The organism is Bradyrhizobium sp. Pha-3 (genome assembly GCF_042258325.1).
Classification (GTDB): Bacteria; Pseudomonadota; Alphaproteobacteria; order Rhizobiales; family Xanthobacteraceae; genus Bradyrhizobium; species Bradyrhizobium elkanii.
In genome coordinates this window covers 4,375,713-4,388,775 of the sequence record NZ_CP170151.1, presented here as the reverse complement: position 1 = coordinate 4,388,775, position 13,063 = coordinate 4,375,713, and the positions used below count along the sequence as shown (strand labels likewise).

Sequence of the window (13,063 nt, the reverse complement as noted above, 5' to 3'; positions counted from 1 at the left end):
CCCCGATGACTGAACCCCTGCAGATTGGATTGCTCGTCTTCCCGAAGGTGACCCAGCTCGACCTGACCGGTCCGCTGCAGGTGTTCTCCTCGGTCCCCGGCGCCAAGGTGCATCTGATCTGGAAACGCATCGAACCCGTTCCGACCGATTCCGTCATGGTCCTGACGCCGACCACGACCTTTGCCGATTGCCCGCAGCTCGACGTGATCTGCGTGCCCGGCGGCTTCGGCACCGACGACATGGTCGGTGACCAGGACATGCTGGCCTTCCTGCGCAAGCAGGCCGAGCGGGCCAAATACGTCACGTCGGTCTGCACGGGATCGCTGGTGCTCGGCGCCGCCGGCCTGCTCAAGGGCTATCGCGCCACCACGCATTGGAGCGCGATTGATTTCCTGTCGGGCTTCGGGGCCATTCCGACCAGGACGCGCGTCTGCGTCGACCGCAACCGCTTCACCGGCGGCGGCGTCACCGCGGGCATCGACTTCGCGCTGACGCTGGTGTCGGAGCTCGTCGACCGCAAGACCGCGGAAGCGATCCAGCTCAGGCTCGAATACAACCCGGCCCCGCCGTTCAACGCGGGCTCGCCGGATACCGCACCGGCCGAGATCCTCGCCTTCATGAAAGAGCGGATCGCGCCGTCGCAGGCGCGCCGCGCCGACTTGATGGGCCGTGCCGCGGCACGCCTGCCCTGACCTGATCGTCGCAAAGAAAAAGGCCGCCCGGTTTCCCGAGCGGCCCTTCCTGTCTCACGGTAGCCTCACATTTGCGGGCGATTTCAGGACGTCTGTACCGGGGGCCTATCTCCCGGCCGCATCCAACTCGGAGGCCGCTGCATATCGGGACAGTCGCGATCTGGAGCCCGATCCGACGCGATGGTTTCCCATCTCCGTAAGATAACCCTATTGAGCCGCGAACCCACGCTCGGCGCAAGCGGACAGCGTCGGCTGCGGCCCATCTGTCCCCGCTGTTACCGTTGTCCACAGGCACGCACTTGCGTTGCCTCAGGCGCGCGGCTGCGCTGCCGGCGCGTGCGATGCACGCGCGGCGTTACCCACGTGCACGTCAGAACAACAATGCGTGAAAGTCAGCTTCTCGGCGTCCAGGCGTGATAGTCGCCGGTTGCCTTGGGGCGGCGGCCGCTCGCCAGCGTCGAGCCGGACGGACGGTAGGCCTGCGCGGTACCGGTCATGTTCGGCACATGTGGCTTCTCCCACTCCCGCGCCACGTAGCTCTCCTCGGTCGGCGGCACATCGACGGTGTGGTGCAGCCAGCCGTGCCAGCTCGCCGGTATGCGCGACGCTTCGGCGTAGCCGTTGTAGACCACCCAGCGGCGCTCGAAATGCAGCGTCGGGTCGATTTCACCGCCCTTGGTGCGGTAATAGCGGTTGCCCTGCTCGTCCTCGCCGACCAGTTCGCCGAATCGCGAGGTCCACAATTGCGTGCCAAAGGTCTGGCCATTCCACCAGGTGAAGAATTTCAGCAGGAATTGTTTCATGCGTGGCCGGCCGTCGGTTCGAGGCAATGCGGCTCTGATGCCACCTCATTCCCCAAATGTCCAGCCGCCGCCAAGGTAGCCCCGCACCCCTCGGACAGCCCCCGGTTTATGCGCCCGTTTGGCGACCAAATGACGCGCTCACGAGGAGTTTTGTTCAGCTGCCATACATGAGCCGCCGGCTACGCGAAGATGACCCACAATCAATGTGGAGCACGGGAACGTCCGACCGCAGAGATGGTTAGACATTCACCGTTTTGATGGAGTCCAAAATGATCAATATGAAGGTTCTGAGCACCGCCGCGGCTCTGGCGCTTGCGCTGCCGTTGGCTGTGGCGCCGACCGTTTCGTTCGCCCAGTCTGCCGCACAGATGGGTGCGATGGGCGGCGGCGGCGGCCACGTTGGTGGCGGTGGTGGTGGTGGCGGCTTTGGCGGCGGCGGCCGCGGAGGTGGCATGGGCGGTGGCGGCGGTCACTGGGCCGGTGGTGGCGGCGGCGGTTGGCGCGGCGGTGGCGGCTGGCACGGCGGTTACCATCGTGGCGGCGGCTTCTGGCCCGGCGCGGTGGCCGGTGCGGTCGTCGGCGGCGCCCTCGCCTCGGGCGCGTATTACGGCTCCGGCTATGGCTACGGCCCCGGCTATTATGACGACAGCTACGGCTATTACGATGAACCGTCTGTCGCCGTGGAGGTGCCGAGTGGCGGCGGCGCCAGCTACTGCGCGCAGCGCTACAGGTCCTACGACCCGGCTTCGGGCACCTATCTCGGCTATGACGGCCGGCGGCACCCCTGCCCGTAATGACGGCCTGAATTCCTAGTTGCAAAGGGCGGCGCCAGCGCCGCCCTTTTTCTTGTGCGCAAGTCGTCTCATGTACGCAAGGCGACCGCGACGGCCGCGAAGGTCACCAGCAGCGCTGCGATATCGCTCGTGCTGAGCGGCTCGCGCAGCATCGCCGCTGCCGCGAGCACGCCGACGACCGGGACCAGCAGCGTGCCGATCGACGCGGTCGCCGCCGGCAACCGCTCGAGCGCCGCAAACCAGCAGACATAGCAAAGGCAGAACTGGATCAGCGTCATGTAGATCATCGACGCCCAGCCGAACTGCGACAGCGCGGCGAGCTGCGGCTGCTCGATCAAGACGCCGATGATCGCGATCGGCACGCAGCCGATCGCAAGCTGCCAGGCCGCGAGCGACAGCGGCGGCATCGCGAGCTTGAAGGATTTGGTCAGCACCGTGCCGAGCCCGACGCAGATCGCGCCTGCGAGCGCGAACAGAATCCCCGGCAGCTTGCCAAGGCTCGCGTCGATGCCGCCGCCGCCGATCAGCGCCGCGATCCCGGCGAGCGCCACCGCGAGCGCAAGCGCGCGCGGCAGCGACACGCGCTCGCCGAGCACCGGCCAGGCCACCAGCGCGACCCACACGGGAATCGTTATCCCGAGCACGGCCGCCTCGCTGGCCCGCAGCCAGATCAGCGCGAGGCCCATGGACGCGACCCAGCCACCGATCGACAGCGTCGACACCAAAGCAAGCCGCAACCACATGCCGTCGGGCACGCGCAGCGTCTGTCCCCGCACCAGCGCGACCAGGCCGAGCGCAACCGCGCCGACCACGCCACACAGCCCGCGCGACGACAGCGGCGGCCACTCCGTGAGCAGGAACTTCATGATGGGGAAGTTGAGTCCCCAGCCGGTCGAGGCGACCACCAGGAATGCGAGGCCGAGCGGTGACAGCGGCGCGCGGCCGGCGATGGGAACTGCGGTCATGGACCTGTCGTAAAGGGGATGGACAAATACAGGTGATGTGTCACGGCTAGCTGGAAATCCGCTTGTCAGCAAACAGCATATGCATTCTATGATACAGACTTTCCGTCTAGGTTCCGCCTTAATCGACGAACAGGCCAAGCGAGTCGCCGGCACGCGAGGCCGTTAGAAAGAGGATGCATCGTGCCGAGCGTTCTCGTGGTTGATGACGACCCGATGGTGTGCGTTGCCATCGAGGTGTGCTTGCAACGCCAGGGCTTCGAAGTCACCGTCGCCGATGGCGGTGAAGCCGGCATGCGCGCGCTGGAGCAGGCCACCTTCGACGTCATGCTGGTCGATGTCTTCATGCCGCATATGCGCGGGTTCGAGGCGATCCGCGTCTTCCACGAGCGCGCGCCCGATATTCCCGTGATCGCGATGTCCGGCTATGCCTTCGCCAATGCCGACCGCGCGCCGGACTTCCTGCGGATGACGATCGAGCTCGGCGCCTCCGCCTGCCTGCGCAAGCCGTTCACCCCGCAGGCGCTGATTGCCGCCGTTAACGAATGTCTTGCGAAGTATGCACCTTCCGCTCGTCTTTCGAAATAATTGCTCGTACTAATCGTCGATGGCTTCCCAGCGTCTCATTCTCGGCAGCGGCCTTGCGATCCTCCTCGTCATCAGCGCGGCGTCGATCGGGTTGGACGTCAAGTCGCGCAACGAGATTGATTCGGCAGATCGCACGCTCGGGATCCTCAAGCGGATTTCCGACACCCGGCCGTTGCCGCGAGGCGTCGAAAGCGCGGCCCGCGCATTCGCGCTGACAGGCGACGCCTCCTTCGCCGACGAATTCCGTGAGCAGAGCGCCGCCCTCACCGCCGCTTTCGACAGCCTGATGGCGGCGGTGAAGACGGCGCCCGAGGAGGCGCAGCTGCTCGCGGGCGCCAAGACTCAGGTCGACCGCGGCATTGCGCTCGGCGCCGAGCTGATCAGATTGCGCAGCGCGGGCGACACGGCCGGCGCCGCGGCGCTGATGTCCGCAGGCGAGAGCCGCGCGCTGATGGACAAGGTCGGCGCGGCGCTCGAGCGGCTCGTCACCGAAGAGCGCCGCGTGCTCGGGCTTCGCACCGGACAGTCGAAAACCTACGGACGCCTGCTGCTGGCGATCGACCTCGCCGGCGTCGCGATGATCCTGCTGCTCGCGATCGCGCTGACGCTGGCGGCCCGGCGCGCCAGCCGCGAACTGCAGGGCGCGCTCAGCGCGACCAAGGCGACCAATCTGTCGCTCGAGGGCAAGGTCGCCGAACGCACCAAGGATCTCGGCGCCGCCCTCGAAGAGCTCCGCCGTTCCACCTCGGTGATGGAAACCACCTTCCGCACCATGGCGGAGGCGGTGCTGGTGATCGACGGCGCCGGCACCGTGCTGCTCTCCAACCCGGCCGCCGAGAAGATGCTGCGCTACAAGCCGGGCATGACGGTCCGGCAGCTGCGCGCCATGAGCAACGTGTTCCAGTCCGACGGCGTCACGCCGATGCAGGCCGACGACATGCCGTCGGCCAAGGCGCTGCGCGGCGAGGAATTCGACGGGCTGGAATTCGTCGCCAAGCCGGTGCGCGGCGCGCCGGAGATTCACCTCGTGGTGTCGGGCCGGCCGCTGCGCGATGGCGACGACGCGATCACCGGCGCTGCGCTGATCTATCACGACATCACCGCCTCGCGCGAAACCGAGCACAAGCTGCAACAGGCGCAGAAGCTCGATGCCATCGGCAAGCTGACCGGCGGTGTCGCGCACGACTTCAACAACATGCTGACGGTCATCACCGGCACCACCGAGACGCTGGTCGACAGCCTGCGCGCCCAGCCGCAGCTCGCGAAAACCGCCGAGCTGATCGACCGCGCCGCCGAGCGCTGCCGCGAGCTGATCCAGCATCTGCTCGCCTTCGCGCGCCGCCAGCCGCTCGAGCCGCGCACCGTCGACATCAACGGCACCGTGGTCGACATCGCCAAGCTGCTGCGGCCGACGCTCGGCGAGCAGATCGAGATCAATTCGGTGCTGGCGCCCGATGTCGCCAGCGTCCATATCGATCCGTCGCAGCTCGCCAACTCGCTGCTCAACATGGCGATCAACGCGCGCGACGCGATGCCGAACGGCGGCAAGCTGCTGTTCGAGACCAGCAACATCGTGCTCGACGACGCCTACGCCGCTGTTAATCCCGACATCACGCCGGGCCGCTACGTGCTGCTCGCGGTCAGCGACACCGGCACCGGCATGTCGCATGCGGTGCAGGACAAGGTGTTCGAGCCGTTCTTCACCACCAAGGAGGTCGGCAAGGGCTCCGGCCTCGGCATGAGCATGGTCTACGGCTTCGTCAAGCAGTCCGGCGGCCACATCAAGATCTACAGCGAGGAAGGCCACGGCACCACGATCAAGCTCTATCTGCCGCCTGCCCGCGGCCAGGTCGAGGTGGAGGCGCCTCCGCCGGAGCCGGTGCGGCGCGGCAGCGAAATCATCCTGGTGGTGGAAGACGACCAGCTGGTGCGCAACTACGTCGTCACGCAGCTGACGAACCTCGGCTACAAGACCATCGCCGTGCCCGACGCCCGCGCCGCGTTGGCGCTGGTCGACAAGGGCGAGAAGTTCGACCTTTTGTTCACCGACGTGATCATGCCCGGCGGCATGAACGGCCGCCAGCTCGCCGACGAGGTGCAAAAACGCCGCCCCGGCATCAAGGTGCTCTACACCTCGGGCTATACCGAGAACGCGATCGTGCATCACGGCCGCCTCGACGAAGGCGTGCTGCTGCTGGCCAAGCCCTACCGCAAGGCGCAGCTCGCCAGCATGCTGCAGCAGGCGCTCGGCGAGTGATGCGCGCTACCTCGTCGCCAGCGCGACGCCGGCGAGGGTGAACAGCAGCGCGACGATCTGGCTCGGCCCCAGCGGCTCGTGCAGCGCGATTGCGGAGGCGACCACGCCGATCACAGGCACCGCCATGGTGCCGATCGCCGCCACCGAGGCCGGCAGGCGCGCCAGCGCGGCGAACCACGCGACATAGGCGACGCAGAACTGGATCAGCGTCGAATAGACCAGCAGCCACCAGCCGACCGTCGTGATGCGGTCGACATGCGTGGTCTCGATCAAGAGGCCGACGATCGCGATCGGCACGCAGCCGAGGCCGATCTGCCAGGCCGCGGCCGGGATCGGCGGCATCACCAGCGGATATTTCTTCGCCAGCACGGTGCCGAGCGCAAAGCCGAAGGCGCCGCCGAGCGCCATGACGATTCCCGGCAGCTTCTCTTTGCTTGCGGTGATGCCGCTGCCGCCCATGATCGCGGCGAGGCCTGCAAAGGCCATCACCAGCGCGATGGTCCGCAGCAGCGTCGGCCGTTCGCCGAGCACCGGCCAGGCCAGCAGCGAGGCCCATACCGGCATGGTGTAGGCGATCAGCGCGGCCTCGCTCGCCGGCAGCCAGAGCAGCGCCAGCCCCATCAGCACCATCCAGCCGGTGACGTTGAGCGCCGCATACAGCACGAGCCGCGGCCACAACCGGCTCTCGACATGCAGGCTCTGGGCGCGGATCAGCGCGAGCACCGCCAGCAGCACGGCGCCGATCACCCCGGTGGTGCCGCGCAAGGTCAGCGGCGGCAGCTCGCTGAGCAGGAACTTGGTGGACGGCCAGTTGAACCCCCAGCCCACCGAGGTGATGGCGAGGAACATCAGGCCGGCGGGCGCAAGGCGCGGCCGCGCGGAAGGCTTCTGGACTGTCATGGAACCCGGCGGGGATGTGAGTCGGCCTCACCTTGCCCGCGATTTTGTCGCCCGACCATCACGGCTCTGACATGCCTGATCCGTAGTTTGCCCGTAGGGCTACGTGAGTCCCCAAAATTCAATCCGGGACCGCGAATAAAAACTTCGCCTGTGAACAGCGGGGCGAAGCTCCGATCCACAGGCGATAGGAATATTTTTGGCTTGGGAATCCCTGAGGACTCACCGATAGTTGGCCCGATCACAGGCGCGGCACCGACCCCTGTTATCCCCCTCTTTCCACCATATTTAGTGTTTGATTCAGAAACTCGTACTAGTCCTTGACGGGCGTGACGGACATGGCCTAGCTTTCAACCTGTTCGGCGCGAGTGTGTTTGGGTCCCCGCCGGTCGCTCCCACAAGGGTTCCAAAATGACCACTCCGCCAGGCCTTCGGGCCGCGGGTGAAGGGCTTCTCTGCCCTGATTTTGGGCCCGAGGTCTTTCGAGTCCGGGGACGACAGAACGGGCCGCGAAGGACCCGGAAACAGAGGCCGTAACCGGCCCGCGAAGAAGCGTACGCGTGACGTGTCGCGTGAAGCGTTTTGGGGCGTTGAATGCATGACCCGGAGCACCCGACCAGTCGGGCGCCGCGCCGGGACGATGCCGCCGCAGGGCCGGTCATACCGGCGCCCAGCGGATGAGAGAAAACAGGCCGGATCCACCGGCTGAGCTGCGGATGACGGGAGGCGTGCTGACGCGTGTCCCCTTGAGTCCGCGAACAGACAACATTCCGGTAACCTGCGGGGAAACGTGGGGCTGGGCAGAAGAAGAGACGGGGCTCGACCATGCGAATCGAACGACGCAACACCACCAGCGGACAATCTCCCTATGCCGGGATCAATTTCCGCCTGACCACATCAGAGATCCGCAATCCGGACGGCTCGGTCGTGTTCCGCGCCGAGAACGTCGAGGTTCCGGAGTTCTGGTCGCAGGTCGCCTCCGACGTGCTGGCGCAGAAGTATTTCCGTAAGGCGGGCGTTGCCGCGCGCCTGAAGAAGGTCGAGGAAGAGACCGTGCCGTCGTGGCTGTGGCGTTCGGTGCCCGACACCGAGGCGCTTGGCCTCCTGCCCGAGAACGAGCGCATCGTCGGCGAGACCTCGGCCAAGCAGGTGTTCGATCGCCTCGCCGGCTGCTGGACCTATTGGGGCTGGAAGGGCGGCTACTTCTCCACGGAAGAAGACGCCCTCGCCTTCTTCGACGAGCTCCGCTTCCAGCTGGCAAAACAGATGGTCGCGCCGAACTCGCCGCAGTGGTTCAACACCGGGCTGCACTGGGCCTATGGCGTCGATGGCCCCGGCCAGGGCCACTATTACGTCGACTGGAAGACCGGCAAGCTCACCAAGTCGAAGTCGGCCTATGAGCATCCGCAGCCGCATGCCTGCTTCATCCAGGGCGTCGGCGACGACCTCGTCAACGAGGGCGGCATCATGGACCTCTGGGTGCGCGAGGCGCGCCTGTTCAAATACGGCTCCGGCACCGGCTCCAACTTCTCGAGCCTGCGCGGCGAAGGCGAGAAGCTGTCCGGCGGCGGCCGCTCAAGCGGCCTGATGAGCTTCCTCAAGATCGGCGACCGCGCCGCGGGCGCGATCAAGTCGGGCGGCACCACGCGCCGCGCCGCCAAGATGGTCGTGGTCGACGCCGATCACCCCGATATCGAGACCTATATCGACTGGAAGGTGAAGGAGGAGCAGAAGGTCGCGGCCCTCGTCACCGGCTCCAAGATCAACCAGAAGCACCTCAAGGCCGTGATGAAGGCCTGCGTCAACTGCGAAGGCAGTGGCGACGACTGCTTCGATCCCGAGAAGAACCCTGCGCTCCGCCGCGAGATCAAGCTCGCCCGCCGCAACCTCGTGCCGGACAACTACATCAAGCGCGTCATCCAGTTCGCCAGGCAGGGCTACAAGGACATCTCGTTCGACACCTACGACACCGACTGGGATTCGGAAGCGTATCTCACCGTCTCCGGCCAGAACTCCAACAATTCGGTGTCGCTGAAGGACGATTTTCTGCGCGCGGTCGAAACCGACGGCGACTGGAATCTCGTCGGCCGCACCACCAGGAAAGTCACAAAAACGCTGAAGGCCCGCGACCTCTGGGAGAAGATCGGCTACGCCGCCTGGGCCTCCGCCGATCCCGGCCTGCACTTCAACACCACGATGAACGACTGGCACACCTGCAAGGCGTCCGGCGACATCCGCGCGTCCAATCCGTGCTCGGAATACATGTTCCTGGACGACACGGCGTGCAACCTCGCCTCCGCCAACCTGCTGACGTTCTACAGCACCACCACCAAGCGGTTCGACATCGAGTCCTACGAGCATCTGTGCCGGCTCTGGACCATCGTGCTCGAAATCTCGGTCATGATGGCCCAGTTCCCGTCGAAGGCGATCGCCGAGCTCTCCTACGAGTTCCGCACGCTCGGCCTCGGCTTTGCAAACATCGGCGGCCTCTTGATGACCATGGGCCTGCCCTATGACTCGAAGGAAGGCCGTTCGCTGTGCGGCGCGCTGACCGCTGTCATGACCGGCATCGCCTACAAGACCTCGGCCGAGATGGCGGCCGAGCTCGGCACCTTCCCGGGCTACAAGAAGAACGCCGCGCACATGCTGCGCGTGATCCGCAACCACCGCCGCGCCGCCCACGGCAACGCGGCCGGCTACGAGGCGCTCTCGGTCAACCCGGTGCCGCTCGATCACGCCTCCTGCCCGCAGGCCGACATCGTCACCCATGCCAGGCTGGCCTGGGACGACGCGCTGGCGCTCGGCGAGGTCAACGGCTATCGCAACGCCCAGACCACGGTGGTGGCGCCGACCGGCACCATCGGCCTCGTGATGGATTGCGACACCACCGGCATCGAGCCCGACTTCGCGCTGGTGAAGTTCAAGAAGCTCGCCGGCGGCGGCTACTTCAAGATCATCAACCAGGCGGTGCCGTCAGCGCTGCGCGCGCTCGGCTATCGCGAGAGCGAGATCGCGGAGATCGAGGCCTACGCCGTCGGCCACGGCTCGCTGTCGAATGCGCCGGGCATCAACGCCTCGACCCTCAAGGCAAAAGGCTTCACCGATGAAGCCATTGCCAAGGTGGAAAAGGCGCTGCCGACCGCGTTCGACATCAAGTTCGCCTTCAACAAGTGGACCTTCGGCGAAGATTTCATCCGCGACCAGCTCGGCATCGGCGCGGAAGCGATCGCAGCCCCCGGCTTCGACCTGCTCTCGGCGGTCGGCTTCACCAAGCGCGAGATCGAAGCTGCCAACGTGCACATCTGCGGCGCGATGACGGTCGAGGGCGCCCCGCACCTGAAGGCCGAGCACTATCCCGTCTTCGACTGCGCCAATCCCTGCGGCAAAATTGGAAAACGCTACCTCTCGGTCGAGAGCCACATCCGGATGATGGCGGCCTCGCAGCCGTTCATCTCGGGCGCGATCTCCAAGACCATCAACATGCCGAACGACGCCACGGTGGAGGACTGCAAGTCCGCCTACCTGCTGTCGTGGAAGCTTGCGCTGAAGGCCAACGCGCTGTACCGCGACGGCTCAAAACTGTCGCAGCCGCTGAACTCGCAGCTCATCGCCGACGATGAGGACGAGGATGATGCGGTGGAAGCGCTGTACGAGAAGCCGATGGCCGCGCGTGCCGCCCAGGTCTCGGAGAAGATCGTCGAGAAGCTGGTCGAGCGCATCGTCGTGATGCGCGAGCGCGAGAAGATGCCGGATCGCCGCAAGGGCTACACCCAGAAGGCGGTTGTCGGCGGCCACAAGGTGTACCTGCGCACCGGCGAATATGACGACGGTCGTCTCGGCGAGATCTTCATCGACATGCACAAGGAAGGCGCGGCGCTGCGCTCCTTCATCAACAATTTTGCGATCGCAGTGTCCCTGGGTCTGCAATACGGCGTGCCGCTGGAAGAGTATGTCGACGCCTTCACTTTCACCCGCTTCGAGCCCGCGGGTCCCGTGCAGGGCAACGACTCGATCAAGTACGCGACCTCGATCCTCGACTATGTCTTCCGCGAGCTCGCGGTGAGCTACATGGCGCGCTTCGACCTCGCCCATGTCGATCCGAACGAGAGCGGCTTCGACGCGCTCGGCAAGGGCGTCGAGGAAGGCAAGGAGCCGGATGAGGCCCCCGCCCAGCACCAGGCGACCAAGTACCTGTCGAAGGGCCTGACCCGGTCGCGCACCGACAACCTCGTCGTCATGCGCGGCGGCTCGGCCGCGGTCAGCCAGGGCGCCGACAACGCGCCCGCCGGCAACCGCGTCACCGCGCTCGCCTCCCACGGCGCAACCTCGCGCGGCGCCTCCGACACCGTCGAAGGCGCGGTCGCCCTGAAGCAGGAAGTCAGCCACGACCTCTCGCCGACCGAGAAGCTCGAGGCGCTGAACTGGAGCAAGCCCGGCACCGCCGCAGCCGCCGCCCCGTCCAAGGCCGAGCGTCGCGCTGAAGCCAAGGCCAAGGGCTACGAAGGCGAGATGTGCTCGGAGTGCGGCAACTTCACGCTGGTGCGGAATGGGACCTGTATGAAGTGCGATACTTGCGGAAGCACGACAGGGTGCAGCTAACATACTGCATTGCCAAAGTTGGCAAGCAACGCGCAGAGGAAGGGGGCCAATCGGCCCCCTTATTGCTGCATATGGCAACGACGCGAATCAATGGAACGCATCAATAGTCGCATTGGCATCTAAGTTAGCGCTAAGCTAGAATGATTACGGTGCGGGTCGCCAAGGCGTTCGGTCGTGATCAGGAAATGCAGGGCGCTCTTCAGGGTCTGCGTCAAGTGCTTTGACAATCCGGTAAGGCGCGCGCGCCCTCCTCGTTTCCTGCAATCAGCTGGTTTAGATTCTCGTCGACGATATCGGTGCACAGGTCGATGCATTCGTCGCAAATGAAGACGGCAGGACCTGCCACCAATTTGCTCACGTCGTGCTGGTTCTTGCCGCAGAACGAGCAGTAGAGCTGACCGCCCTGGGCGGCCTGCTTCTGGGCGCCGGCGGCATCGATCCTGGCAGACAGGATATTCCAGGTCTCGCAGCCGAACGCCTTCGCGATCAGCTCCAGAGATTCGCTGTGAATGGTTTGGATCGCCCTGGCATTCAAGGCGCTGCGCAGAGACCGCGCCATGGCCTTCGCATCGCGAAAATCGCGCATGGGTGCCCCCCTATCGGCGAGCGGAGGAGATCGGTGCTTGCCTTGCCGACCCGTTCGCCAATAGCGAGGGTGTGGCGGATTTTGATACGTTCACTATCCACAAAGGGCGCAAGCAGCGGGTGTATCAACCCGACACCATCATTGGGCGCGATCGACCTGTTGTCAATCCCGACAGGCACGCCGCTCCCTCGACCTCATAAGGCGGATATGGAGATGAACTTGCAGCTTTCAGTGATTTACCACATCTGTTCGCCTGCCGCGTGGGCAGCAGCGAACAACGGCGAATATCGCCCTGCGTCGTTCGGCAGCGAGGGGTTCATTCATTGCTCGACGCCCGAGCAACTCGTTGAAGTCGCGAATTACCTCTTCCGAGGTCAACGCGGCCTGATCCTGCTTGCCATCGATCCGGCTCGCGTGATCCCGCCCATTCGGTACGAAGACGCGGGCAACGGCAAACTCTACCCGCACATTTATGGCCCTCTCAACGCGGGTGCCGTTGTTGCCGTCCAGCCGTTCGAACCGGACACCGACGGCACGTTTGATCTGCAAAGTTAGGATCGCGGCTCCAGTTGCTCGCCATTGAAAATATGCAGCATCCCCGCAAATCCGGCATGATCGGCCTCCACGACGTAACGCACGGCACCGGCGCGCGTCGTGAAAACTGAAACGATGATGCCAGGATACTCATAACCGGCACGCTTCCTGACGAGATCGCCGACTTTGAAAGACTGGGACATCATTCCTCGTCAAGTTTGCGAGCGACCATGGCTGAATCGCTGAGGTGAGCTGCCATGATAGCAGGTCACAACGGCATGTCGCTGAGCATCAGAGGTCAGCGGGGGGTCATTTCGACGGGTTCAGCGGGGATGGCAAACCTCGGCAGCG

The 13,063-nt window shown here is 65.2% G+C and carries 9 protein-coding genes and 2 pseudogenes; 6 read left to right on the top strand and 5 right to left on the bottom strand.

All coding sequences use genetic code 11. The annotated features are described in order from the left end of the window. The first annotated feature begins 5 nt into the window (after positions 1-5). Positions 6-692, top strand: coding sequence for a DJ-1/PfpI family protein (locus tag ACE10X_RS20420; RefSeq protein WP_375764499.1), 687 nt, complete (start codon positions 6-8; stop codon positions 690-692). Positions 693-1,084: 392 nt separating this feature from the next. Here the strand turns inward: ACE10X_RS20420 and ACE10X_RS20415 are convergent, their stop codons facing one another. Further along, positions 1,085-1,495, bottom strand: a complete 411-nt coding sequence (locus ACE10X_RS20415) for an NADH:ubiquinone oxidoreductase subunit NDUFA12 (RefSeq protein WP_375764498.1) — start codon at positions 1,493-1,495, stop codon at positions 1,085-1,087. A gap of 269 nt (positions 1,496-1,764) precedes the next feature. On the opposite strand from ACE10X_RS20415, the gene ACE10X_RS20410 reads away from it, so the two are divergent. Further along, complete coding sequence (locus ACE10X_RS20410) at positions 1,765-2,289, top strand: BA14K family protein (RefSeq protein WP_375764497.1); 525 nt, start codon at positions 1,765-1,767, stop codon at positions 2,287-2,289. A gap of 68 nt (positions 2,290-2,357) precedes the next feature. On the opposite strand, the gene ACE10X_RS20405 is transcribed toward ACE10X_RS20410, so the two are convergent. Then, a complete protein-coding gene (locus ACE10X_RS20405) occupies positions 2,358-3,254 on the bottom strand; it encodes a DMT family transporter (protein ID WP_375764496.1) in 897 nt (298 codons plus the stop codon). 180 nt (positions 3,255-3,434) lie between these two features. Here ACE10X_RS20405 and ACE10X_RS20400 point away from each other — a divergent pair, with 180 nt between their 5' ends. Both ACE10X_RS20400 and ACE10X_RS20395 read left to right on the top strand, forming a co-directional pair. Then, on the top strand, positions 3,435-3,839 hold the full coding sequence (locus tag ACE10X_RS20400) for a response regulator (RefSeq protein ID WP_026192708.1): 405 nt from the start codon (positions 3,435-3,437) through the stop codon (positions 3,837-3,839). Between the two features lie 19 nt (positions 3,840-3,858). Then, positions 3,859-6,096 carry a CHASE3 domain-containing protein gene (locus ACE10X_RS20395; protein WP_375764495.1) on the top strand — a complete coding sequence of 746 codons (2,238 nt, stop codon included), beginning with the start codon at positions 3,859-3,861 and terminating at the stop codon, positions 6,094-6,096. 6 nt (positions 6,097-6,102) lie between these two features. On the opposite strand, the gene ACE10X_RS20390 is transcribed toward ACE10X_RS20395, so the two are convergent. After that, positions 6,103-6,996, bottom strand: a complete 894-nt coding sequence (locus ACE10X_RS20390) for a DMT family transporter (RefSeq protein WP_038383803.1) — start codon at positions 6,994-6,996, stop codon at positions 6,103-6,105. 822 nt (positions 6,997-7,818) lie between these two features. Here ACE10X_RS20390 and ACE10X_RS20385 point away from each other — a divergent pair. Next, on the top strand, positions 7,819-11,592 hold the full coding sequence (locus ACE10X_RS20385; protein WP_375764494.1) for a vitamin B12-dependent ribonucleotide reductase: 3,774 nt from the start codon (positions 7,819-7,821) through the stop codon (positions 11,590-11,592). A gap of 229 nt (positions 11,593-11,821) precedes the next feature. Here the strand turns inward: ACE10X_RS20385 and ACE10X_RS20380 are convergent. Then, a pseudogene (locus tag ACE10X_RS20380) lies at positions 11,822-12,031 on the bottom strand (ClpX C4-type zinc finger protein); the annotation flags it as partial. Further along, positions 12,029-12,151: pseudogene (locus ACE10X_RS20375) on the bottom strand (glyoxalase superfamily protein); the annotation flags it as partial. The pseudogenes ACE10X_RS20375 and ACE10X_RS20380, both read right to left, overlap by 3 nt. A gap of 240 nt (positions 12,152-12,391) precedes the next feature. On the opposite strand from ACE10X_RS20375, the gene ACE10X_RS20370 reads away from it, so the two are divergent. Beyond that, the gene (locus ACE10X_RS20370) at positions 12,392-12,733 is read left to right on the top strand and encodes a DUF952 domain-containing protein (protein WP_375764493.1); all 342 of its coding nucleotides are present in this window, start codon (positions 12,392-12,394) and stop codon (positions 12,731-12,733) included. Positions 12,734-13,063 lie beyond the last annotated feature (330 nt).